23 protein-coding genes, 1 tRNA gene and 1 pseudogene are annotated in these 21099 nt (G+C 69.6%); 11 read left to right on the top strand and 14 right to left on the bottom strand.

Features of this window, described 5'->3' with window-relative positions:
- Positions 1-222 precede the first annotated feature (222 nt).
- From ACFXPK_RS15220 to ACFXPK_RS15205, 4 genes are all read right to left on the bottom strand, one after another.
- Positions 223-537 (bottom strand): hypothetical protein, encoded by a 315-nt coding sequence (locus ACFXPK_RS15220; RefSeq protein WP_384999205.1) that lies wholly within the window; start codon positions 535-537, stop codon positions 223-225.
- Complete coding sequence (locus tag ACFXPK_RS15215) at positions 534-1022, bottom strand: DUF6232 family protein (RefSeq protein WP_384999202.1); 489 nt, start codon at positions 1020-1022, stop codon at positions 534-536. The genes ACFXPK_RS15220 and ACFXPK_RS15215 overlap by 4 nt, the downstream gene beginning before the upstream one ends.
- Before the next feature lie 400 nt (positions 1023-1422).
- Entirely contained in the window at positions 1423-1587 is a 165-nt protein-coding gene (locus ACFXPK_RS15210; protein ID WP_384999199.1) for a hypothetical protein, read from the bottom strand.
- Positions 1588-1683: 96 nt separating this feature from the next.
- Positions 1684-1845, bottom strand: a complete 162-nt coding sequence (locus ACFXPK_RS15205; RefSeq protein ID WP_385075426.1) for a hypothetical protein — start codon at positions 1843-1845, stop codon at positions 1684-1686.
- Positions 1846-2079: 234 nt separating this feature from the next.
- On the opposite strand from ACFXPK_RS15205, the gene ACFXPK_RS15200 reads away from it, so the two are divergent.
- Both ACFXPK_RS15200 and ACFXPK_RS15195 read left to right on the top strand, forming a co-directional pair.
- On the top strand, positions 2080-2280 hold the full coding sequence (locus ACFXPK_RS15200) for a UTRA domain-containing protein (protein ID WP_385075481.1): 201 nt from the start codon (positions 2080-2082) through the stop codon (positions 2278-2280).
- 5 nt (positions 2281-2285) lie between these two features.
- Positions 2286-3055 (top strand): annotated as a pseudogene (locus tag ACFXPK_RS15195) (glycosyltransferase family 2 protein).
- A gap of 14 nt (positions 3056-3069) precedes the next feature.
- Here the strand turns inward: ACFXPK_RS15195 and ACFXPK_RS15190 are convergent.
- A complete protein-coding gene (locus ACFXPK_RS15190) occupies positions 3070-3867 on the bottom strand; it encodes a hypothetical protein (RefSeq protein ID WP_385075423.1) in 798 nt (265 codons plus the stop codon).
- Between the two features lie 209 nt (positions 3868-4076).
- Here ACFXPK_RS15190 and ACFXPK_RS15185 point away from each other — a divergent pair, with 209 nt between their 5' ends.
- The 3 genes from ACFXPK_RS15185 (at position 4077) to ACFXPK_RS15175 (ending at position 5123) form a co-directional block, all read left to right on the top strand.
- Positions 4077-4268 (top strand): hypothetical protein, encoded by a 192-nt coding sequence (locus ACFXPK_RS15185; RefSeq protein ID WP_385075420.1) that lies wholly within the window; start codon positions 4077-4079, stop codon positions 4266-4268.
- 186 nt (positions 4269-4454) lie between these two features.
- Positions 4455-4541 (top strand) — tRNA-Ser (locus ACFXPK_RS15180).
- Positions 4542-4670: 129 nt separating this feature from the next.
- Positions 4671-5123: a hypothetical protein gene (locus ACFXPK_RS15175; RefSeq protein ID WP_385075417.1), complete on the top strand. Its 453-nt coding sequence runs from the start codon at positions 4671-4673 to the stop codon at positions 5121-5123.
- A gap of 1241 nt (positions 5124-6364) precedes the next feature.
- Here the strand turns inward: ACFXPK_RS15175 and ACFXPK_RS15170 are convergent.
- From ACFXPK_RS15170 to ACFXPK_RS15155, 4 genes are all read right to left on the bottom strand, one after another.
- The gene (locus ACFXPK_RS15170; RefSeq protein WP_385075414.1) at positions 6365-7231 is read right to left on the bottom strand and encodes a GNAT family N-acetyltransferase; all 867 of its coding nucleotides are present in this window, start codon (positions 7229-7231) and stop codon (positions 6365-6367) included.
- 88 nt (positions 7232-7319) lie between these two features.
- Entirely contained in the window at positions 7320-7484 is a 165-nt protein-coding gene (locus tag ACFXPK_RS15165) for a hypothetical protein (protein WP_385075411.1), read from the bottom strand.
- Positions 7481-8605, bottom strand: a complete 1125-nt coding sequence (locus ACFXPK_RS15160; protein WP_385075408.1) for a radical SAM protein — start codon at positions 8603-8605, stop codon at positions 7481-7483. Before ACFXPK_RS15160 ends, ACFXPK_RS15165 begins: the two co-directional genes overlap by 4 nt.
- 193 nt (positions 8606-8798) lie before the next feature.
- Complete coding sequence (locus tag ACFXPK_RS15155) at positions 8799-9104, bottom strand: hypothetical protein (RefSeq protein ID WP_385075405.1); 306 nt, start codon at positions 9102-9104, stop codon at positions 8799-8801.
- Positions 9105-9451: 347 nt separating this feature from the next.
- Between ACFXPK_RS15155 and ACFXPK_RS15150 the strand changes: the two genes are divergently transcribed.
- From ACFXPK_RS15150 to ACFXPK_RS15140, 3 genes are all read left to right on the top strand, one after another.
- Entirely contained in the window at positions 9452-10858 is a 1407-nt protein-coding gene (locus tag ACFXPK_RS15150) for a helix-turn-helix domain-containing protein (RefSeq protein WP_385075402.1), read from the top strand.
- Positions 10855-11664, top strand: a complete 810-nt coding sequence (locus ACFXPK_RS15145) for a class I SAM-dependent methyltransferase (RefSeq protein WP_385075399.1) — start codon at positions 10855-10857, stop codon at positions 11662-11664. Before ACFXPK_RS15150 ends, ACFXPK_RS15145 begins: the two co-directional genes overlap by 4 nt.
- 123 nt (positions 11665-11787) lie before the next feature.
- Positions 11788-11895, top strand: a complete 108-nt coding sequence (locus ACFXPK_RS15140) for a hypothetical protein (protein WP_385075397.1) — start codon at positions 11788-11790, stop codon at positions 11893-11895.
- Positions 11896-13018: 1123 nt separating this feature from the next.
- Here ACFXPK_RS15140 and ACFXPK_RS15135 read toward each other — a convergent pair.
- The 3 genes from ACFXPK_RS15135 to ACFXPK_RS15125 form a co-directional block, all read right to left on the bottom strand.
- A complete protein-coding gene (locus ACFXPK_RS15135) occupies positions 13019-13663 on the bottom strand; it encodes a LysE family translocator (protein ID WP_385075394.1) in 645 nt (214 codons plus the stop codon).
- A 102-nt stretch (positions 13664-13765) separates the two neighbouring features.
- On the bottom strand, positions 13766-14503 hold the full coding sequence (locus tag ACFXPK_RS15130) for an SAM-dependent methyltransferase (RefSeq protein WP_384999156.1): 738 nt from the start codon (positions 14501-14503) through the stop codon (positions 13766-13768).
- A 65-nt stretch (positions 14504-14568) separates the two neighbouring features.
- Complete coding sequence (locus ACFXPK_RS15125; RefSeq protein WP_385075391.1) at positions 14569-15462, bottom strand: class I SAM-dependent methyltransferase; 894 nt, start codon at positions 15460-15462, stop codon at positions 14569-14571.
- Between the two features lie 150 nt (positions 15463-15612).
- On the opposite strand from ACFXPK_RS15125, the gene ACFXPK_RS15120 reads away from it, so the two are divergent.
- Positions 15613-16281, top strand: coding sequence for a GntR family transcriptional regulator (locus ACFXPK_RS15120; RefSeq protein ID WP_384999150.1), 669 nt, complete (start codon positions 15613-15615; stop codon positions 16279-16281).
- A 56-nt stretch (positions 16282-16337) separates the two neighbouring features.
- Positions 16338-17579: a nitrate/nitrite transporter gene (locus ACFXPK_RS15115; RefSeq protein ID WP_384999208.1), complete on the top strand. Its 1242-nt coding sequence runs from the start codon at positions 16338-16340 to the stop codon at positions 17577-17579.
- Positions 17580-17788: 209 nt separating this feature from the next.
- Here ACFXPK_RS15115 and ACFXPK_RS15110 read toward each other — a convergent pair whose 3' ends face one another.
- Positions 17789-18613, bottom strand: coding sequence for a maleylpyruvate isomerase family mycothiol-dependent enzyme (locus ACFXPK_RS15110; RefSeq protein ID WP_384999147.1), 825 nt, complete (start codon positions 18611-18613; stop codon positions 17789-17791).
- Positions 18614-18926: 313 nt separating this feature from the next.
- On the opposite strand from ACFXPK_RS15110, the gene ACFXPK_RS15105 reads away from it, so the two are divergent.
- Positions 18927-20753 carry an NHL domain-containing thioredoxin family protein gene (locus ACFXPK_RS15105; RefSeq protein ID WP_384999144.1) on the top strand — a complete coding sequence of 609 codons (1827 nt, stop codon included), beginning with the start codon at positions 18927-18929 and terminating at the stop codon, positions 20751-20753.
- 42 nt (positions 20754-20795) lie between these two features.
- On the opposite strand, the gene ACFXPK_RS15100 is transcribed toward ACFXPK_RS15105, so the two are convergent.
- The gene (locus ACFXPK_RS15100; protein ID WP_384999141.1) at positions 20796-21014 is read right to left on the bottom strand and encodes a DUF6458 family protein; all 219 of its coding nucleotides are present in this window, start codon (positions 21012-21014) and stop codon (positions 20796-20798) included.
- Between the last annotated feature and the right edge of the window lie 85 nt (positions 21015-21099).

Here is a 21099-nt window from a genome sequence, read left to right as displayed (position 1 = left end):
GCACCGGACCCGGTGCCGAAGCCGGCGCCGGGACTGGTGCCGGCTCAGGAACCGGGCCCGGTGCTCGGCTTAGGCACCGACGCGGGCGGCGACCGGCCCGAGCCACCTCCCCGGCTCCCCAGTGCCCCGTCACCGCAGATGAGGCGGGGCACCGGCCATCCCGGCGCCCCGCCTCCGCGCGTTCCGTACGGCGGCCGTGGCCGACCGCTTCACGGGTGGTGCCTACTGCAGCCCCAGCGCCTCCATCAGCCTGCTGATGGCCTCGATCACCGGCGCCCCGGCGCCACCCACCAGCGCGGCGACTCCGCCGATACCGGCCAGGGCCTGACGGAATCTCTGCCGGTCCACCGGGCCGTCATGGTTGATGACGCTCAGCGAGTCGTCGATGAGGGCCCGGTCCGCGTCCGGCACATGATTCCGCAGCTCCCACGCCGCGTTGATCATCTGCTGGTGGGCCGCTCGTGCGTCGACCGGGCCCTGGCTCTTGATGATGCCGATGTTGAAGTTGCCGAACTGCGTGACGCTGTCGCCGCTCACGTGGTCACCTTGCCTACGTTGTGGTCACCGACCTGGTAGATGCTGTCGCCGTTGATGTTGAAGGTCTGCATCTCGTAGCGGAACTGGACCTCCGGGTTGTCCATCGCTTCCATGATCTGGTGGAAGACCTGGTCCATCTGCTTCTTGTCGTCACTCGTGAGCGCCGTCTGCGGAGTTCCCGACGTCGTGAGTTCCAGGACGTGCAGGGTCGGCGCGGCCAGGGTCCGCTGCAGCGCGATGACGCCACGCGCGATCAGCCCGAGGGCGAGCAGCAAGATCAGGGTGCCGAAAAGCGTGGACGCCTGCATGATCCCGAATGCGATGAGCATCAGGAAGAGATCACGCACGAGAGTTTTCGCGAAGTGCATTTTCGCCTTGCGGCGATCGGGCACGAGTTCCTTCATAGAGGTCCGGGCGATGTTGCGCAGCGGATACGTCTCCGCCCCCACCCAGAGGATCCCTCTGCTGACCTGGACTTCCGTCATGCCGCGTGAGTACGACACGTGCCTTCCCCCATTCGCCCGGCAGGGCGCTTTGTGCGAGACGTGCAGCGCCATTGGGACTCGGCGCCGTAGATGATATCCAGGGATGGTATTACCGCAGCCGTGAAAATCAACCGATTTCGTCAACTATTTCGATAGTGGGCGCTTTGTGTTCGGGTTCATGATTTTCATGACTGAATTATTTCGCCGATGACTGTTCGTTCGGGCGAGAGATCCCCGAGTCATCCACGCGGACGGGCCCCGCCCCGGTGGCCACCGGACCCCGGCTCGCCCGGCGCCCCTCTTCGCCCGCCGCCCCCTCGCACGCGCACGCGACGCCTGGAGGGCCTGCCGGCCTCCGCGGACCCGGGGCCCTCCGGTGCCCAGGCCCCCGCACCTACGGTCATCGCTCCTTGGCGTAATTCACGATGTAACTGATGGTCAACAGCACGCCGAGCATCCCCACCGCGAGCAGTCCGACGACCTTGAGGACGCCCATGCCGTCCGCGGCACCCCGGATCGAGCCGGCGATTCCCCCGACGGCTACGCATATCCCGAGGACGAACATGCGTGATCCACGCGGTTTGAACCAGTGCCAAGGACGGAGACGGCGGCGGCCGGCGTCGCCGTCGGCGCGCGTATCGCGTGCAGGTGTCATCCGGCGTCAGCCCCAGTGCCTGGGCGTCGCGGGTCCGTCGTACGGGACGATGCTGTTCGCACCCGGATCCGTCGAACTCGTCGGCGCGGAGGTGACCTTCTTCCGGCTGTCGCAGACGGCGGTGTTGACCGCTCGTACGTTGCGGCAGTCCGAGGTGTGGCTGGTCATCCGATGTCCTCTCCGACCGGTCCCGTACGAACGCGCTCGGGGCGCCGCTGCTCCGACCCGGTTCGGCGCACTCCACGACCACCCGAGTGGCTTTGGCGGTCGGCCAACTCCACCGGCCTCGTGCCCTCCCCCAGGTGAGCAAGCTCGTACGCCGCATCGCGGAGGGCCGCGAACGGCCCCGGTACGACAGGCTCGTTCCACAGCAGCCTCAACCGTACCCACAACCCACAGGAGCTGGTCCACGCGGGATGCCCACCTCACAGCGCGACGCACCCCAGCCGGGCAGCCGGTGGGCTGCGGTCGACGGGTCGTCACCTGGCCGCCCACCCCGCAGAGGCGGAGGAGCTTGAGCTGCCGCCCGGGACCTCCGTACTCCTGCTCCGCGAGACGTCGTACGACCTCGACGACCGCGTCGTGGAGATGGAGAGGTGGTGAGTGCGGTGCGCCGGCGCATCATCGTTATCACCGCTGTCCACGCGCCCTCCGCCCACTTCCTGCCGGACGCGTACAAGTCCTTGTGCGAGCAGGACTTGCCCGAGGGGTGGGAGTGGCACTGGCTGGTCCAGGAGGACGGCCGGAGCGACGAGGTCGCCCCGTACCTCCCGGACGATCCGCGGGTGACCTTCACCCAGGGCCGGCCCGGTGGCCCCGGCACCGCCCGTACGCTCGCGCTCGCGGTGGCGGACGGCGAGTACGTGAAGGTCCTCGACGCCGATGACCAGTTGGCGGCGGGGGCGCTTGCCCGCGACCTGGCCGCACTCGAAGCCGATCCGACCATCGGGTGGGCGACTTCGAGGGTGCTGGACCTGCTGCCCGACGGCTCCACGGCCGGTATCCCGGGCGATCCGGACGAGGGCCCGATGGAGCGCGGAGCGTACTGGACCACTGGTCGTCGCACGACTACCGCGCCCCGGTCCACCCGGCGACCCTCTTCGCCCGACGCCATCTCGTCCTCGCGCTCGGCGGCTGGATGGCCCTGCCGGCCTCCGAGGACACCGGGCTGCTTCTCGCGCTGGACTCCGTCAGCCGCGGCTGGTTCTCGTCCGAGGTGGGGCTCCTGTACCGCAAGTGGCCCGGCCAGGCGACGGGCCAGGCGGCCCACACCGACCCGGCGGAGCGCGGCGCGCGGATGGCGGTGGTGGAGGCGCGGGCGCGGGCGCTCTCGTACGTGCGGTGGAGTTTTCCGGCCACCCCCGGTCTTGTGCCCTGAGCGCCCGAGCAGGATCAGAGCGTGAGTACGGGCCGGGTGGAGAGATCTTCGCAGAGGTCTTCGCCGTCCGGGCCGTATATGAACTCGGCCAGGGAAGGGTTGCGGTTCGCGGTGGCCAAGGGCAGCCACGCCAGCATGTGGCCGTATCCACCGCACACGGACTCGCCGCCGTCGCCACCGTGGACCGCAGTGATGTCGCTTGTCAGCTCCGTGCGGTAGGTGTCGTACGCGATACGCAGCCCGAAGCCGCTCAGCTGCTGATGCGGGCCGGTGCGGTCCCCGTACGGGATGCGGTCGAGGGGACAGTCATTTCCCCACCGGAACAGAGTGTCCGCGCCGGCGCCACAGGCGTGCTCCCACTCGTCGGGGCTCGGCATCCGTAGGCCACGTTCCGCGAGGACGGTCGGCACGTCGGCGGGCGGTTCGGTCAGGTTCTCGTCCTCCACGGCCATGAGCACCGTGGCCAGGACGACACTCCTGTGCGGGCTGAGTATTCCGGTGAGGTGGGCTCGCAGATCGGACCCGTAGCCGAAACCCTGATCCAGGCTTTCCGCGTAGTCGGCGGTCTGCTCAGGTGTCGGCTGCCAGGCGCCGAGGTCGAGACCGAGGGTCACCGGACCGCCGGGTATCAGGGCGAACTCCTGCCCGTTCCGCTCGATCCGCACACGGTGCAGCGGAGTACCGAGGTGCTCAACGGTCTCGACGACGACCACACGGCCATCCACCTGGGAGGCCGCTTCCTGGGCGACGCGACGCGCGGCAGCCGGTTCGAAGAGCCGCCACTGGTCGAGACTGAGATCAGCGAGAGACATACGCCGCAGTGTCGCACTCAGGTCTGACACCGCCACTCGACCGTATCGACCGGTCACGGGCTGACCCGGCACCGCATGGACGACCTCGCGGATGGCGCTGGATATGACCATGTCCGCCGTCTCGACCAGCCGCCGTTGGCGGGATGGGGAGCATGAACACGGATGAATCGCAGCTCCACGCCGTCCACTTCACATGGTGGAGGGCACCCATGGTCGCCACCGCGCTGGGTCTTCCGATTCTCCTCTGGGCGCGCTTCGAACTCCTCGGCGACGGATACGACGACGTCATGCGGCCGCTGATGGTCACGGTCGTGATCCTGCTCGCCATCGCGTACGGGGCCTCATTCATTCCGATTGCTTATGTCCTGCTGTTGTTCGTTGCGGCCGCAGTCGCCATCTGACGGCCCTCGGAACCCTGGCGGGGTGGCGAGCGGGACTTCTTCCTTCCTGCCGCCCGACGCGACGGCGACGCCGAGTCGCCGAGCACGTCGAACCGGAGGGCACCGTCCGTCCTCCGGCCAGGCATACGCACCCGAGCCGGGCAGCCGGTAGGCTGTAGCCGCTCCGTCGCTGGTGGGCGGGGCGTGGGTGGGTTGCCCGAGCGGCCTAAGGGAACGGTCTTGAAAACCGTCGTGGCAGCGATGTCACCGTGGGTTCAAATCCCACACCCACCGCAAATGAACGGCCCCTGAGCAGGCATTTTAGCTGAGGGGCCGTTCAGCTATATCTATCCGTTGTTATCCGTGCTTCCCCCTTGTTTACCGTCCCCTCGGGCACGATGGGGTCACGCGAGGGGGAGAGACATGGCGGATCTCGCTGCATGGCTTGGTGGGGTGGGCGGCGCGGTGGGAGCCCTCGGAGGGCCTGCCGGGCTATGGGCGGCCTGGAACCAGCACCAAACCAACAGACGTCGGCGCTTCGGCCCCCCAGAAGAGTTGGTGGGGCTGTTGGCAAAGGTGATTGATGTGGCGGGTGACATCATGTACACCTATCGCTCCGAGGAGTGGCTTACCGAAGCAGGTCTCCCGGCCCTCCAAGATCGTCTTGATGAACTGCGGCATCTGGTGCGCGACGAAACCCTCGTGGCCGACCTAACGCTCGTCAGCGCGCAGGCGTCGCTGACTCTCTCCGCCGTTTCCTACCCCATGGACAGTCCCGAGCGACGAGCATCGGTCGTCGCTCAGCAGTCTCAACGTGCAGGGAAGCTTGAGGACTTTGCCAAGACTGCGTTGGTGACTCTGCGAAAGCGATTGTGACTACGGCGGCGGGTCCTACAGCTCATCCCATCACCCGCCTTGGCTGCCATCCCGTCTGCCGTCGTCCCACACACCGTGGAGCGGACGTGGTTCATGGCGTCCAGGTGGAGCGCGCCACTGTACGAACGACCTGGATGCCCAGGGGCCACTCTGGCGACAGTCGGACGAGTAGCGACGACTTGGGGCCAGTGAGCGGAGCGCCCATGGCGGGCTCGGCCCCATCGCGGCAGCAGCCAGATCCCCATCAGCCACGGTCATGAGTTTGGTCCGCTCACGCGGGATCATCCGTGACGGCGTCGGTACGGCGGCCGGCCTTCGACTGCGGTCATGCCCGGAAGGCTCGGCCACGCCTCCCCCACTCCTCTCGTAGCCAGCCCTTTACTACGTTCGCAACGACTTATGGGGGTGGTCGGCAGTGCGCCCGCCATGTAAACCGCTCACCGCTTCCGCCTCGCCGACTTCGTCCACCTGCCCAACTTCCCCTTCCCTTCTGCTGTTTCGCTCCGGGCTTTCCGGTCCGGTCGCATGCAACCAGCCAAAGCGCACACCCCTCCCGAACGGTCATGCCGCTCCCCTCCCACCTGTAAACAAATCCGTGCGAAAGGCGGATTGTCACGACAAGCCTGTGGATAAGGAAAAGTGATTCCGTGAACAGGCTGGCGCGGGCTGGGTGAAGTGGCAATTATGTAAATAGATATTGCATTGCAAAACATCCCATCCCTACTGGCCGAAGCGGCCGAAGGGGTGAGCTGTCCAAAGTTTCTTTACTGGATCAAGGCGGCCCGCTGGCGAGGGCCGCGCGGCACGGCGGCCCCAGGCCGCCGACTCTATGCCTCCGCCACCGCCCGCGACGGCCCCCGCCCGCTCGCGCCGCAAAAGACCGAGAAGCGGACAGTCAGACCCGCGAAGAATCCTGCCAGCCGCCCCACGGCGAGCACGGCCAACAGAAGCGGGACGCATGCCAAGCCCGCACCGGTCAACGCGGATTGCCATTCAACTCGCCGCAACCCGGGCAGCCGACCTCCTGCCCATTCGTCAGGCGAGGCTGGCGGTAGCGCTCAGGCTGCAACGTGGCCAAGGCCGTGACGGAATAGGGAAGCGTTGCCGGGGCCGGTGGGTGGTTGCTGGAGGCACACGTGGCGGGTGCTCGGTCGGCGCACCCGCCGTCGTGGCCGACTTTCTATGGCTGAGGTCGTCAACGGCACGGGTCAGCTGATCAGAGAAGGCAGCGCGGTCCGGAGCTACGCGGACGTGGTGTGGGTGAAGCCCAGATAGGCCAGTCCTTCGGACTGACACAGGCGGTCTGAGGGGCCGTCGACCTCGGTCTGGAGGAGCTGGTAGGCGGCGCCGTGAGATTGGCCCCAGTGCATGGCGGCCCGCCACAAGACGCGACCTAGTCCCCGACCCCGGGCCTCGGGCAGGACAGCAAAGTACTGGGGCATCAGCTGGGGTCGTCCGATGGCGTCAGGACGTACGTCCATGGGGCCGATCGCGCCCACGACGCGGTCCGCGATGGCGGCGACGAGGACCGGGCCGCACCGGCCGGCCTGCATCCGGGTGTGGAGGAAGGTCAAGCCTTCGCCCGCCATGGCCTCGGCGAACGGCGCGAACGTCTCCTGCACGGCGGTCGGCCAGTCGGTGACGGGGCGGACCGGACCGTCCGTGGTGGGGCAGGGGCCGGTGGCGAAATCTTTCAACTGGATACGGGTGCCGCGCGGGTGTGTGGTCTCGGGACCGAGGGGGCGTACGACCCTGGCGTTCACCACGTCGTGCCTGGCGGCGAGCTTGGCGACCAGCTCGGTGGCCTCTTCTGTGACGCTGTCGGGGAACCCGTAGGCGAAGACCTTCACGGTGCCCCGTCCGTGCCGCATCAGGGTGGGGATGAGGGTGTGCTCGCGCTGGTGCACCACGTCGTCGCGTAGGACCCTCTCGTCCTTCTCGCCGCCCCAGCGCCGGTCCTTGTCGTAGGGCAGGAAATCCCCGGTGTCGGCCACTCGCACGATGTCTTCGAAGATGTCGACGGTCAGTGCGTCGGGGTGGATGGGACCGAGGGTCGGCACGATGGGCGCGGTCAGTTGAGGCCGGAGCCAGTCCCAGCGGAAGTACATGTGCGGCACCCTAACGGCTGGCCGACCTGGGCTCAGCCCCCGACGCGAACACGCCGAGGGCTGAACGGAGTTGACTGGTTCAGGTCGGTCAGTGTGGGTTGTCGTCACCGGCATCGCAGGAGCACTCCGCGCTCTCCACGATCATGTCGAGGTCCTGGACGGCGGTGATTGACGGGGTCGCGACGGGCGGGGCGGCGCGGCGGGCCGAGGCCGGCGGGCTGGGGAGGATGGTCACCGGTACGGGCGGGGTCATGAGGCGTTCTCCTTGTCTCCGTGCTGGCAGTAGCTGTGCAGCGGCGCCTTCGCCTCCTGGTAGTGCTTGGCCAGGGGGCGACAGACCCGGCAGGTGCCGGACAGGGCGCAGCCCTCGCACCCACCGGTGCGAAGCATGAGGCGGTCGGCGATGGCGCCGAGCCGGGTGAGGCCGTCGATGCCTTCGGCCATGAGGTCGATCTGGTCGTCGCGGCCGACCTTGCAGATCGAGACCTTGGCGTGCGGGTCGGCGTGGAAGAACGTGTGTCCTGCGTTGCAGCCGGAGAACGGCTTGCGCTGTCGCAGATGGGCGGCGGACTGGGCGAGCAGCGGCTCACCGCCGCCGTAGATCGTGGGCGTCATGTTCGTGTACGCGTGGTTCTCGACGTTCCACTCGTCGGCGAGGGCGGCCATCTCGTCGGCTTCGGAGGCGTTGTCCTCGGTCACCACGACGTTGATCCGCAGCGGCAGCCCCGCCTCACGTGCGGCGTCCGTGCCGCGCCGGAACGCCTTCCACGCGCCACGGCGCTGGGTGAGCGTGTCGAAGGACTCTTCGCTCGCCCCGTACATGCTGACGACCAGGCGGTAGGGCGGGCAGTCGCGGAAGAGCTTGAGTAGATCGGGCCGCCAGAGCAGCGAGCCGTTGGTGGAGATGGTGAGCATCATCCCGGCCTGCCAGGCGTACCGGTAGGCGTCTTGGAAGTGGGGGTCCATGGTGGGTTCGCCGCCGGTGATCTGGAGCCAGAGGACGCCGGCGTCGCGCATGATGTCCAGGAGCCGCACCTTTTCGTCCCAGCCGAGGCCGGAGAAGGGCCGCTCGCCGAGGTAGCAGTGCTTGCATCCGAAGTTGCAGCCGAGGTTGATCTCCCAGGAGGCCCGGCAGTAGCCGTACGGGGACGGCTCGCGCACCAGCACCGTGTCCTGCGCGGTCTGGCCACCCAGGTGCAGGTCCCAGAGGTCGGCGGCGGTCTGCACCGCCCAGGCGGGGAGCGACTCACCGTCGGTGGCGGCCTGGTGCAGGCCCTCGTAGTGGTCGGCGGAGATGCGGGCGCCGGCTCGTGCTCCCGGCTTGAGGAGAAGGTGTCCGTCGAGGAACGGGGAGGCGATCAGAGCGTGGGCCATCGGTGGCCCTCCTTCCGAATCACGGAGCGGGACAGCGAACGGGACTCCTGGCGGCCGGCGCGGCAGTGGATCTCGCCCAGCCCGTTGCAGGTGCCGCAGGTTCTGCCGGACGAATTGGCGCCACTGCCACCGCAGTTCCCGCACTGTTCGTTGCGAGGCGAGCGAGGGCGCCGGGACTTGTGCGGGCTCGCGATCAGTTGGTGCACGGGACCTCCTCCAGGGCGTCTTCCCAGGTGTGCTGTGCGGTGTGGTCGGCGAACAGACAGCAGCCCTCGCCGTCAGGGCCCGGGGCGGTCACCGGGCAGTCCGGCAGTACGACGAGTTCCGTCTCGTCCGTCCCGTGCCAGCGGAGCCACAGTGCGGTCCCGTACGCGCAGGCGTCGGTGAGGAGACCGGAGTGCTGCCCGTCGTCGTGCGCGGACAGCAGGCACTGCACCGCTCTGTCGATGCAGATGTCGGCCGACCTCTCCCGCGCTTCCCGCGCCAGATCGAGTGGCACCCCGCGCCAGTGCACGCACCGCATCACGACACCATCCGGAAGGATGCGACGGCCTTCCGGGCCTGCCGTGAGCACCGGGGGCAGTCGCAAGGCGGGTAGCGGCCCGGGTTCTCCGGGACCACCGGGTCCTCGCCCACGCGTACCTCCGTGAGAGGCCCCCACGTCTGGCCGGAGTCGCGGGAGACCCGCAACGTCATCCGTACCTCGTCCTGTCCGTTCGCCATGGCCAGGAGCATCGCGATCCGCGGGCCCGGCCAGAAAGGCCAAGCGGATTACCCAACTTGGGTAATATCACCCTCGGTTGGCCAAGTGCAGCGATGCGTAGTCCTCATGCCGGAGCGTGCCCGATGCCCGAGCCATCTCGCTCGAAGGAACTCCCGGTCAGCCTGCTCACGGACCCAGTGATGATCGAGGCATGCCGGGCCAGAGACTTCGGCCGCGTCTTTCAGCTGCTCAAGGCACGAGCAGGCATCTATCCGTCGATGATCGCGCGCCGCTGCGACCTGACCCCGAGCCGCGTGGGCGAGGTGATCGCCGGACGGCGGCAGCTGCTGCACATGGACGTGATCGAACGGATCTCGGACGGACTGCGAATCCCCGGGCACATGCTCGGCCTTGCCCGACGCTCCTGGGAGACGCCGCCCAATCCGACAGTCATGCCCCGCGAACCGGCCGAGGAGCCGGCCCCTTCAGCCGTCGAGCCGCCGATTGCCGGACTACCGGGGGCGGACGAAGATGCCCGATCCCCAGCCGCCGATACGGAACTCTCCGCCAGGCTCGCTCGTCACGCGGCGGAGACCAACGTCAACACGCTCGTACTGGAGCAGTTCGATGCTGATGTTGACCGACTTGCCCGGGACTTCGTCAGTCGGCCCCTGCCTCTTCTGATCCCGGAGATTCGCACAGCTCAGGGTGGAGTGTTCCAGTTGCTGGGGGGCCGACAGCACCCCAGTCAGACCCGTCACCTGTACGTGATTGCGGGGTGGCTATCCGGTCTTGCGGCCCATGCGTCGCTTGACCTGGGGGACCGCTCCGCCGCAACTACACATGTTCGCACTGTGGTGCAGTGCGCGGAGATCTCGGAGCACTCACCGTTACGCGCATGGGCACGGTCGTTCCAGTCACTGGCCGCTTACTGGGCAGGGGACTACCGGCGGGCAGGAGACCTTGCGCAGGCCGGGCACAGCGAGGGTCGAGGCACCGGTACCGGAACGATCAAGGCTCGGCTGCTGAGCTTGGAGGCACGGGCCCGCGCAGCCGAAGGGGACAACCACAGTGCGCTGAGGGTACTTGCACTGGCACACGAGGCACGAGGTGATGCGGGACCCGACGAGTTGCCTGGGGTCTTCTCGTTCCCCGAGGCCAAGCAGTGGGCCTACGCCGGGACCACCCTGTTGGCCGTTGGGGGCGACAAGCAGATCCGGCACGCTATAAGCGCGTCCAATCGTGCCGTGGAGCTGTACCAGGCCGGGCCGGAAGGCGACCGCTCCCCAGGCGATCTACAGGCCGCCCATCTGGACCTGGCCACGGCGTACCTTGCCAGCGGTGACGTCGAGGGAGCCGGTGCGAAGCTGTCGGAGGTGTTCGGCGCCGAGGGTTACACGGCGAGTATCACCATCAGGCTTCGCAATCTGGCCGCGCTCCTCGGAAGCGAGCCGTACCGTGGCGCACAGTCGGCAGTTGATCTCCGCGCGCACATTCACGAGGTGACCGTCCGGCCCGCTCTCGCCAGCAACCCTACGGAGCCCCGATGACCGCCCAGCCCACACATGATCATTTGGTCACCGATCGCAGCCTTCTTTCCACCAAGGCTTACGGCACGGGTCAGCACCTGGCCGCCCGTCAGTCCCTCTATCAATGGCAGACTCCGAGCCACGACCTTCCGGGCATCGTCGTGAACGAACTCGCCGACGTACGCGGTGTGGTCGCTGACGTGGGTTGCGGTAACGGGAAGTTCGTCGTTCGGGTGCGGGACGACCGTCCCGACCTGAACGTGCTGCCCATGGATGTCTCTCAGGGCATTCTCGGCGCCATCCCCGGAGCGGTTGTCGCGGACGTCCAACAGTTGCCCATTGCGGATGGAGCCCTCGGTGCGGTTCTTGCGCTGCACATGCTGTACCACGTCGAGAACCAGGTCCAGGCCGTAAGGGAGTTTGGCCGCGTACTGGCACCCGGCGGCATCGCGATTGTCTCCACGAACAGTCAGACCGACAAGCGAGAACTGGAGCACCTTTGGCGCCAGGCCGCAGGCGATGTGCTGGGCATCCGAGAGGGCCCGGCCCGAGTGCAGCTGTCCGCCCGCTTCACCCTGGAGGACGCGCCAGCGATCCTCGGTACGGTCTTCGGCGAGATCCGCACGATCCCCCTTCCCGGGGTGATCGAGGTGACCGAAGCTGAACCGGTCGTCGCGCACTTGGCCTCGTACGAAGCCTGGGCCGACAAGATGGGCGTTCCGTTCCGGGAGACGATCGAGCGCGCGCGGGAGCGGGTTGACGAGACCATTCGGGCAGAGGGCGTCTTCCGCGTCACTTGTCTTGGGGGCATGCTCGTCTGCCGATGAGCCCTGCTACCTCGCACCTCTGCGCGTCGCTGCCCTCAAGCCGCAACCACACACACGCAGAAGAGGGATACGCCATAGAGCGCCCGCAAAGGTCTTGAGGCAGAGCGTGACGTCCTCGACGGATTGATCCGCGCACTGGGTCACACTCCGGTGCGATTTGAGGACTTTTCTGTACAGAACACCCCTAGTCGGGAGGCATGTCTGAAGGCCCTGGCATCCGCGGATGTATGACCCTTCCTCCTTGGCCCGATCTACGGCCACGTCTTCCCCGAGACAGGGAAATCGGCTACGCACGACGAATGGGTGACTGCGCAGGCCGCAGGCATGCCCAGGATCGTCTACCGCAAGCAAGACGTAATGTTCGAACCGGATCAGCACAAGTTTGTACGGGTCGTGGAAGCCTGCGTCACTGGGGTGTTCCGCGACTCCTTCCACACTTCAACAGACCTGATGAACAAGGTAGTGGAGAAGGTCAAAGAGCTGGAGTCAGCCGCCTCTGCTTTGGCCTTCACCAAGCTTGGGCAGCAACCCAACCATCCACTGGGCCTCGGACAGTACGGCTTCCCAGATCGTCAGCAACCACGATTCCGTGCTGGAACTGCACGTCGTTCCGCTGGATGTCCCCGGCTGCTCAGCGCGGGAACTGGATCAACTGGGAGCGTCGCTGGTGGACCGAATCCGGACTACTCGGACGGTCGGGAGCGAAGTCGCGCTGCACCCCGTCAGGTCTGATGGGTACGTAGCCGTCGGCTTTCCCACCAGTCGGCCACGGCCGTGGGGCACGCCCCAGCGGGGCGAGCTCGTGGAGTGCCTTCTCTACAAGACTGGACAGCTCTCCACCCACGCTCCGTTGCCCCGGGACGGCCTCGCGCAATGTTGGATCCTGATGCCCTGCCTCAGCAGGTCGCCGACCTACTGAGATTTTCCGGGGCTCTGAATATCGTCCAGGCGGACCGCAGCGTGGTGGCGGCCGGCGTGTCGGCCGGCCACCTCGCGCAAGCGCTGATCTTGCAGGCTGGCAGGTAGCACCGAACCGAGCGGGTGGACCAGGTGTGGACCGTCCCAGTCGGCGAAAGCGCGGAAGGCGGGTAGGGGCCAGGTCAGCCACGGTGAAGGCGCTCACCGCAGCACTCTCTTGAAAACCGTCGTGGCAGCGATGTCACCGTGGGTTCACATCCCACACCCACCGCCACGTCGGCGAACGTGCCGGTTGCGAGGGGTACTCCGGAAACGGGGTGCCCCTTCGTCGTGCCACCGGTCTCACCTCCTCGCTGCCCTTGCCCCTGGGATGCCGCCGACAGCTCTGTGGCGAAGCGAGTTCCAGGGGCCCCGGGCCCACAGGGCGCGTCCTCGTTCAGTCCGTGCGGCCCGTTGCCGCGACCGTTAGGCCCAGGCCGATCATCGCGAAGCCGCCGGCGCCGCCCATCAGGGACAGGCGGCGGGGGGAGCGGGCGAACCAGCCGCGGGCGGCTGCGGCGCCGAGGCCCCAGAGGGTGTCGGTGATCAGGCTGATGCCGACCGGGACCAGGCCGAGCAGCAGCATCTGCGTGGGGACCTGGCCGGCGGAGTGGTTCACGAACTGTGGCAGTACGGCGGCGAAGAACACCAGGCTCTTGGGGTTGGTGACGCCGACGACGACGCCCTCGCCGATCGTGCGCGGGGCTCCGCGCGTGGCGACCGGTTGCGGGTCGCCGGGCTGCGGTGCTCCCGCCTTGCGGTGGCGGAACGCCTGTACGCCCAGGTGGATCAGGTAGGCCGCGCCCGCGAGCTTCACCGTCAGGAACACGGTCGCCGACCGTTCGACGAGCGCCCCTATCCCCAGCGAGACCGCCACCACCAGGGCGTACGTACCGATCACATTGCCCAGCACCGTGGCCACCGCGCTGCGGCGGCCGTGGGCCAGCGCCCGGCCGATCACGAAGAGGACGCTCGGTCCCGGGATCACGATCATGAGCAGGGACATCGCGGTGAACGCCAGCAGGCGGTCGGTGGAGACCATGCGCTTACCTCCGGCTCGTGGTCGCGGTCGGTGGTCGGCGACTGGCGACCAGCGTAGGGGGCGGTGCCGTTCCGGCGGGGTGTTTTCCCGGTCGGCGCAGGCTCATGCGGGGGTTCGGCGCAGTACCAGGGTGAGGAAGCCGAAGCTCTCGCGGTAGCCGCGCAGCCACTGCGAGCGGTGGGTGGCGGCGATGTCCAGGATCTCGGCGCTGTCCGGGTCCTCGGGGTGGTCCAGCGCCCAGGCCGCCAGGGATCCGGTCCAGCACCACTCGAAGTCGTCCAGTTCCTGGCGGGTGCTGAGGTGCCCGAAGACCGGGGTCCAGCCGTGGGCGGCGACCCGGTCCATGGTGGTCGCCAGGTCCTCGTACTCGCCCAGCAGTTCGCGGGCCTCCGCGCCGGGTTCGCGTTCCCAGTAGGCGTCGCCGACCAGGACGCGGCCGTCCGGGGCGAGATGGCGGCGGGCGGCGTCGAGGGTGGGCAGGAGGCCGCCGAAGGCGTGGGTGGCGCCGACGCTGAGGACCGCGTCGAAGAGGTGGGGGGAGGTGAACTCCGCGGCGTCCGCGTGGTGGAGGACCAGCCGTTGCCCCACCCCCAGACCGGCCGCCTCCTTCCGGGCCCTGGCCAGGGACGGCGCCGAGGTGTCGACGCCCTCGGCGGTCACCCCGGGGTGCTCGGCCAGGGTGCGCAGGAGCCAGGCCGCCTCGCCGCAGCCGAGGTCCAGTACGCGTTCGCCGCCCCGGTCCACGGTCCGCCGGAGCAGCCGGCGTACCGACTCGTCGTCGAGGGGGCTGTTGACGGGGTGACCGGCGCGGGACAGCCGGGAGATCTTGTCACGGTCCATGGCGCGCAGCCTGGCAGCGTGGGGTGTTCGGCGCATCTCATTTGGGCGCGGCCCCGGCCCGCGCGTCAGACCGTGGCCAGCAGCAGGTCCTCGCCTGTCGAGGGGCGGAGGCCGTCGGTCCGGTCGGCGAAGCGGCGGCGGGCGAACTCCGTTCCCGGTACGTGTTCCACGGTGCGGAATCCGGCGTCCCGGGCCAGTGCCAGCATCTCCCCCGGGGTGTAGAAGCTGACGAACGGCGTTCCGGAGGCCCGTGCCCGGGGCGCCGTCGCCGCGAGGGCGGGGCGGTCGGCGGGGTCGAGGAGTTCGGCAGGGAGCAGGAAGGTCAGGGCGAGCGTCGAGCCGGGGGCGAGCCCGGCGAGCCGGCGCAGGGTGGCCGCGGTGGCGTCCCGGGTGAGGTACTGGGTGACGCCCGTCGAGGCGACGACCGCGGGCAGCCCGGGGTCGAAGCCGGCGGCGGACAGCAGGCTCCACCAGTCCTCGTCCGCCTCGAAGTCGACCGGCACCAGCCGCAGCCGGTCGGGGACCCCGTATCCCAGCTCGGTCAGGCGCCGCCGCTTCCAGAGCTGGGCGCCCGGCCGGTCGATCTCGAAGACGCGCAGCCGGGCGGCGAGTTCGGGTCTGCGCTGGGTGAAGGTGTCCAGTCCCGCCCCCAGGACGACGTACTGGGTGACCCCGTGCCCGGCCCGTTCCGTGACCAGGTCCTCGATGAAACGGGCGCGCGCCACGACGGCCGCCCGGAAGCCGCTGGTGGCGTCCGGATCCATGTCGGGGCGGCGCCGCCAGTCGTCGCCGGGGTCCGCCAGCCGCAGCCCGATCTCGTCCTCGAACACCGGGGGCGGCGCGTCCACCTGTACGTGCAGGGCCCGCCAGAGGGCCACCCGGACCGCGCTGCTGTCCGGGACCTCGGCCGTCGCGGATGTCGTGTCCTCGGGGGCCGTGCCGTTCCGGTCCGCGGTCATGTGCGGTCTCCTCGCGCTCGGTCGGTCCTCGCCGGATTCTGGGGGATCCGCCGGGGCGTGAGGGGCGCGTCGCGGGGGTGCGGCGGAGGTGTACGTCCGTATGGCGGAATGGATTTTCTGTTGCACCTGTGTTGTATCTATGATGCGTGCATGCCGCCCGTGCCCGCTCCCGCCGTCCCCCTCAAACAACCTCCCGCCGCCGACCGTGTCTACAGCCATGTCAAGGAAGCCGTACTCGAACGCCGTTACGAGGGCGGGACGCTGCTCACCGAAGGGGAGCTGGCCGAGGCCGTCGGGGTCTCCCGTACCCCCGTGCGCGAGGCCCTGCTCAAGCTGGAGGTCGAGGGGCTGATCAAGCTCTATCCGAAGAAGGGCGCGCTCGTGCTCGCCGTCTCCGCGCAGGAGATCGCGGATGTCGTCGAGACCCGGCTGCTGGTCGAGGAGTTCGCCGTTCGGAAGGCCGTGCCCGCCTCCGCGGCGTTCCTCGCGCGGCTGGAGGAGCTGCTCGACGAGCAGCGGCTGCGGGCCGAGGAGGGGGATCTCGGCGCCGTCGCCGTGTCCGACCGGTGCTTCCACGCCGAGATCGTCCGCAACGCGGGCAACCAGATCCTCTCCAAGCTGTACGACCAGCTCAGGGACCGGCAGCTGCGGATGGGCGTCGCCGTGCTGGAGGCGCACCCCGACCGGATCGCCAAGAACGTCACCGAGCACGCCGAACTGCTCGACGCCATCAGGGCGGGCGACGCCGACGGCGCCGCCGCCTGTGTGCGCCGCCATGTCAGCCGGGTCAAGGTGCTGGTCCGGGGTACGGACCGGTGAGCGCCGCCTCCGTCACCCTGCCCGGCGATCCGCCCGGCGGCCGGCGCGCCACCTGGATGTGGGGCATCGGCGTCGCCGTCTACTTCGTCGCCGTCATCTTCCGTACGAGCCTGGGCGTGGCCGGTCTCGACGCCGTCGAGCGCTTCCACATCAACGCCTCGGCGCTCTCGACGTTCTCGATCCTCCAGGTGCTCGTGTACGCGGGCATGCAGATACCCGTCGGCCTGATGGTCGACCGGCTGGGCACCAAGAAGGTGCTCACCCTCGGCGTCGTGCTTTTCACCGTCGGGCAGCTCGGCTTCGCGCTCTCGCCCTCGTACGGCACGGCGCTCGCCGCCCGCGCGCTCCTCGGCTGCGGCGACGCGATGACCTTCATCAGCGTGCTGCGGCTGGGCACCCGCTGGTTCCCGGCCCGGCGCGGGCCGATGATCGCGCAGGTCGCCGCGTTGTTCGGGATGGCGGGCAACCTCGTCTCCACCATCTTCATCTCCCGCACCCTGGGCTCGCTCGGCTGGGCCACGACGTTCGCCGGCAGCGCGCTGGCCGGGGTGGCCGTCCTCGTCCTGCTGCTGCTCTTCCTCAAGGACCACCCGGAGGGGCACGAGCCGCCGCCCGCCGAGCACGCGGGCGCCGCGTACGTACGGCGGCAGATCGCGGCGTCCTGGCGCGAGCCCGGCACCCGGCTGGGGATGTGGGTGCACTTCACCACCCAGTTCCCCGCGATGTTCTTCCTGCTGCTCTGGGGGCTGCCGTTCCTCGTCGAGGCGCAGGGCCTGTCCCGCGCCGCCGCGGGGGAGCTGCTGACCCTGATCGTGCTCTCCAACATGGTCGTCGGGCTGGTGTACGGCCAGGTCATCGCCCGCCACCACGCGGCCAGGGTGCCGCTCGCCCTCGGTACGGTCGGGGCGACCGCGCTGGTCTGGGCGGCGATCGTCCTGTACCCGGGCGACCACGCGCCGATGCCGCTGCTCGTCGCGCTCTGCGCGGTGCTCGGCGCCTGCGGGCCCGCGTCGATGATCGGCTTCGACTTCGCCCGGCCCGCGAACCCGCCCGAGCGTCAGGGCACGGCCTCCGGAATCGTCAACATGGGTGGTTTCACCGCCTCGATGACGACGCTTCTCGCGGTCGGTGTCCTGCTGGACGCCACCGGCGACAACTACCGGATCGCGTTCTCGACCGTCTTCGTCCTCCAGGCGGTCGGGATCGCGCAGATCCTGCGGCTGCGTTCGCGGACCGCGCGGCGCGAGCGGGAGCGGCTGGTGGCGAGCCGGGTGGAGGCCGTGCACGTACCCGTCTGACCCCGCCCGGCTGAGCCCCGGCGCCCGGTGCGGGTGCCGGTGCCGGTGCGTCTGCTCGGTGGTGCGGGTGGTCGGCGGTGCGTCTGCTCGGCGGTGCGGGTGGTCGGCGGTGCGGGTGCCGGCCCCGGCCGCACGGCCCGGACGCAGGGCCCCGGACGTACGGGCCTCGGACGTACGGGGCCAGGACGTACGGGCCCCGGGGGCTACGGCTACGGGGTGACGGCGAAGTTGCGCAGGATCGCCTCCGCCAGCTCCTGGTCGCCGTCCACCTTCAGCTCGTCCTCCACCGCCGCCGGCCGCACCCGTCCGCACGCCAGCCGGAAGTACGTCTCCCAGTCCGTCGCGAGCGTGACGATCGGGCCGAGCGAGGGCGAGCCGTCGATCGAGCCGCGGCCGTCCGCGTTCACCCGTACCGTACGGAGGAACTCCAGCGGGCCGCTGACGTCGATGACGACCGCCGAATTCGGCGGCGCGCCCGCGTCCTTGGCGACGACCTTCGGCAGCGCGGCCAGCAGCAGGTCACGGGTGACCAGGGCGCCGGGGGAGTCCAGGTTCCCGGGCTTGTTCAGCGCGGAGCGCAGGTCCTGCTCGTGCACCCAGATGTCGAACGCCCGCATCCGCATGGCCGTCTCCAGCGTCTGCTCGGCGCCGAGCGGCGCGCGCACCAGGGTGTCGGGCGCGCGGTTCTCGTTCCGGAGCTGCCGGTTGCGGCGGATGATCGTGTACTCCAGCTCGGCGGTCATCTCCGGCGCGGTGTGGTGGCGCCGTACGTCGACCTGCATCTCCATGTAGCGGGTGTGGTCGTCCCGTACGTGATAGAGATCGCGGGGCAGCGAGTGGATCGGCCGCGGGTCCCCGAGCATCTCGCAGTCCAGACCGATGACATGCGAGACGATGTCCCGCACCGACCAGCCGGGGCACGGGGTGCGCCGGTTCCATTCGCCCTCGACGAGCGGCTGCACCAGCTCGGCTATGGCCTCGATGGAGTGGGTCCAGGCATCGGCGTAGTTCTGAAGGCTGGGATGGACGGTCACGGGACCCCTCGGCGGTTCTGCGGTACGCGGGCTGGCGGGCGGCTGCGGGCTGCGTGGGAGGTTCGGCAGCTAAGTTACGCTGCCCGATGGCACCCCGGCAGTGCTTTCGTGTGACGATCGTAGGCCCGTGTTGACGGCTCGAATGCCAGGACGGTGGTACTGTGCGCGCTCCGCCGGCCCGGAGCGCGGTCGATCCGGACGTATCGGCCGGATCCCGCGGGTGGCCCGCCACCGCGCCGGTACGGGAGGAACGCGCCCCCGGGCGGCGATGGTGCGGGTGGGAGTGCCGGTCCGGGAGTGGCACCCTTGAACCATGAACGACGCGACCCCCGCCCCCGCCCGCCGCGCCCGTGTGCGCGCCCCCGAACTGATCGGCAAGGGCGGCTGGCTCAATACGGGAGACACCTCCTACACCCTGGCCGACCTGCGGGGACGCATCGTCATTCTCGACTTCTGGACGTTCTGCTGCATCAACTGCCTGCACGTCCTCGACGAGCTGCGGGAGCTGGAGGAGAAGCACCGGGACACCGTGGTGATCATCGGCGTCCACTCGCCGAAGTTCGTCCACGAGGCCGAGCACCAGGCCGTGGTCGACGCCGTCGAGCGGTACGAGGTGCACCACCCGGTCCTCGACGACCCCGAGCTGGCCACCTGGAAGCAGTACGCCGTACGGGCCTGGCCCACGCTCGTCGTGATCGACCCCGAGGGGTACGTCGTCGCGCAGCACGCCGGTGAGGGGCACGCGCACGCGCTCGCGAAGCTCGTGGAGGAGCTGGAGGCCGAGCACGCGGCCAAGGGGACGCTGCGGCGCGGGGACGGTCCCTACGTGCCGCCGGAGCCCGTCGCGACCGATCTGCGCTTCCCGGGGAAGGCGGTGGAGCTGCCCGGCGGCCGTCTGCTCGTCTCGGACTCGACCCGCCACCAGCTCGTGGAGCTGGAGGCGGACGCGGAGACCGTCGTCCGGCGGATCGGCAGCGGGCAGCGCGGCTTCGGGCCCGACGCGTTCAGCGAGCCGCAGGGGCTGGCGACGCTGCCCGACGGGCGGGTGATCGTCGCGGACACCGTCAACCACGCGCTGCGTACGTACGACCCGGTCAGCGGTGCGATCGAGACCGTCGCCGGGACCGGCGCGCAGTGGTGGCAGTCCGCGCCCACCTCGGGCCCCGCCCTGGAGGTGGCCCTCTCCTCGCCGTGGGACGTCGCCTGGTGGGCGGACCGGGTGTGGATCGCGATGGCCGGGGTGCACCAGCTCTGGACGTACGACCCGGCCACCGGGACCGTCGAGGCGGCCGCCGGCACCACCAACGAGGGGCTGGTGGACGGGGACGCCGCCGAGGCGTGGTTCGCGCAGCCGTCCGGGCTCGCGGCGGCCGGGGACCGGCTGTGGATCGCGGACTCCGAGACCAGCGCGCTGCGCTACGTCGAGCGCGCCCCCGACGGGGACGGGTTCGTGATCCGTACGGCCGTCGGCACCGGGCTCTTCGACTTCGGGCACCGCGACGGCCCGGCCGCGCAGGCCCTGCTCCAGCACCCGCTGGGGGTCACCGCGCTGCCCGACGGCTCCGTCGCGGTCTGCGACACGTACAACCACGCGCTGCGCCGCTACGACCCGGCGACCGGCGAGGTGACGACGCTCGCCACCGATCTGCGCGAGCCGAGCGACGCCGTGCTGGTGGGGGAGGACATCGTCGTCGTCGAGTCCGCGCGCCACCGGCTGACGCGGCTGCGGCTGCCCGAGGAGGCGGTGCGCGTCGAGTCCGTCGCCCACCGCACCCGGCGTGCGGCGACCGAGGTCGCGCCGGGCGCGCTGCGGCTGGACATCGTCTTCACGGCGCCGAGCGGGCAGAAGCTCGACACGCGGTACGGCCCGTCCACCCGGCTGCTGGTCTCGGCGACCCCGCCGGAGCTGCTGCTGGAGGGCGGCGGCGCCGGTACGGATCTCGGCCGCGACCTGGTGCTGGCCCCGGATGTCACCGAGGGGGTGCTGCACGTGTCCGCGATGGCCGCCTCGTGCGACGACGACCCGCTCAACGAGTACCCGGCCTGCCATGTCCACCAGCAGGACTGGGGTGTTCCGGTCGTGGTCGGCGACGCGGGGACGTCGCGGCTGGGGCTCGTGCTGGCCGGGCTCGACGCGTAGGCCCTCCCGTCCGGATCCCGGCCGGGCTCGGCGGACGGCACGTCAGAAGCGCTCGTCCCGGTCCACCACCGTCGGTGCGACCGGGGTGACGACCGCCCTGCGGCGGCGCGCGATGCTGGTCATGACGGCCGTGCCGATGATGCCCACGGCCATCATGATGACGCCGACCAGGTCGAGGTTGACGCTGTCGAGTTCCCAGTCGGTCGCGAACGTCAGGATCGCGCCGACCGCGATGAGGGTGATGCATCCGCCTATGCCCATGAGGCTCGCCTCTTCACAGGAGTCGTGTCGTACCGGGTGTCGCTCCCGCTTCGAGTACCCCTGACCGGAACGGCCATGCGGGCGG

Origin of the sequence: Streptomyces sp. NPDC059142, assembly GCF_042755665.1 — a bacterium.
Taxonomy (GTDB): Bacteria; Actinomycetota; Actinomycetes; order Streptomycetales; family Streptomycetaceae; genus Streptomyces.
The sequence above is the reverse complement of the archived record's forward strand: the minus strand, read 5'-3'. Positions and strand labels throughout refer to the sequence as shown.

What these genes read in the sequence shown, in the direction of transcription:
- ACFXPK_RS15215 (WP_384999202.1), bottom strand. Translation starts at nt 1,022, where the DNA reads ATGACGGAAGTCCAGGTCAGCAGAGGGATCCTCTGGGTGGGGGCGGAG.
- ACFXPK_RS15210 (WP_384999199.1), bottom strand. Translation starts at nt 1,587, where the DNA reads ATGTTCGTCCTCGGGATATGCGTAGCCGTCGGGGGAATCGCCGGCTCG.
- ACFXPK_RS15205 (WP_385075426.1), bottom strand. Translation starts at nt 1,845, where the DNA reads ATGACCAGCCACACCTCGGACTGCCGCAACGTACGAGCGGTCAACACC.
- ACFXPK_RS15190 (WP_385075423.1), bottom strand. Translation starts at nt 3,867, where the DNA reads ATGTCTCTCGCTGATCTCAGTCTCGACCAGTGGCGGCTCTTCGAACCG.
- ACFXPK_RS15185 (WP_385075420.1), top strand. Translation starts at nt 4,077, where the DNA reads ATGGTCGCCACCGCGCTGGGTCTTCCGATTCTCCTCTGGGCGCGCTTC.
- ACFXPK_RS15175 (WP_385075417.1), top strand. Translation starts at nt 4,671, where the DNA reads ATGGCGGATCTCGCTGCATGGCTTGGTGGGGTGGGCGGCGCGGTGGGA.
- ACFXPK_RS15170 (WP_385075414.1), bottom strand. Translation starts at nt 7,231, where the DNA reads ATGTACTTCCGCTGGGACTGGCTCCGGCCTCAACTGACCGCGCCCATC.
- ACFXPK_RS15165 (WP_385075411.1), bottom strand. Translation starts at nt 7,484, where the DNA reads ATGACCCCGCCCGTACCGGTGACCATCCTCCCCAGCCCGCCGGCCTCG.
- ACFXPK_RS15160 (WP_385075408.1), bottom strand. Translation starts at nt 8,605, where the DNA reads ATGGCCCACGCTCTGATCGCCTCCCCGTTCCTCGACGGACACCTTCTC.
- ACFXPK_RS15150 (WP_385075402.1), top strand. Translation starts at nt 9,452, where the DNA reads ATGCCCGAGCCATCTCGCTCGAAGGAACTCCCGGTCAGCCTGCTCACG.
- ACFXPK_RS15145 (WP_385075399.1), top strand. Translation starts at nt 10,855, where the DNA reads ATGACCGCCCAGCCCACACATGATCATTTGGTCACCGATCGCAGCCTT.
- ACFXPK_RS15135 (WP_385075394.1), bottom strand. Translation starts at nt 13,663, where the DNA reads ATGGTCTCCACCGACCGCCTGCTGGCGTTCACCGCGATGTCCCTGCTC.
- ACFXPK_RS15130 (WP_384999156.1), bottom strand. Translation starts at nt 14,503, where the DNA reads ATGGACCGTGACAAGATCTCCCGGCTGTCCCGCGCCGGTCACCCCGTC.
- ACFXPK_RS15125 (WP_385075391.1), bottom strand. Translation starts at nt 15,462, where the DNA reads ATGACCGCGGACCGGAACGGCACGGCCCCCGAGGACACGACATCCGCG.
- ACFXPK_RS15120 (WP_384999150.1), top strand. Translation starts at nt 15,613, where the DNA reads ATGCCGCCCGTGCCCGCTCCCGCCGTCCCCCTCAAACAACCTCCCGCC.
- ACFXPK_RS15115 (WP_384999208.1), top strand. Translation starts at nt 16,338, where the DNA reads ATGTGGGGCATCGGCGTCGCCGTCTACTTCGTCGCCGTCATCTTCCGT.
- ACFXPK_RS15105 (WP_384999144.1), top strand. Translation starts at nt 18,927, where the DNA reads ATGAACGACGCGACCCCCGCCCCCGCCCGCCGCGCCCGTGTGCGCGCC.
- ACFXPK_RS15100 (WP_384999141.1), bottom strand. Translation starts at nt 21,014, where the DNA reads ATGGGCATAGGCGGATGCATCACCCTCATCGCGGTCGGCGCGATCCTG.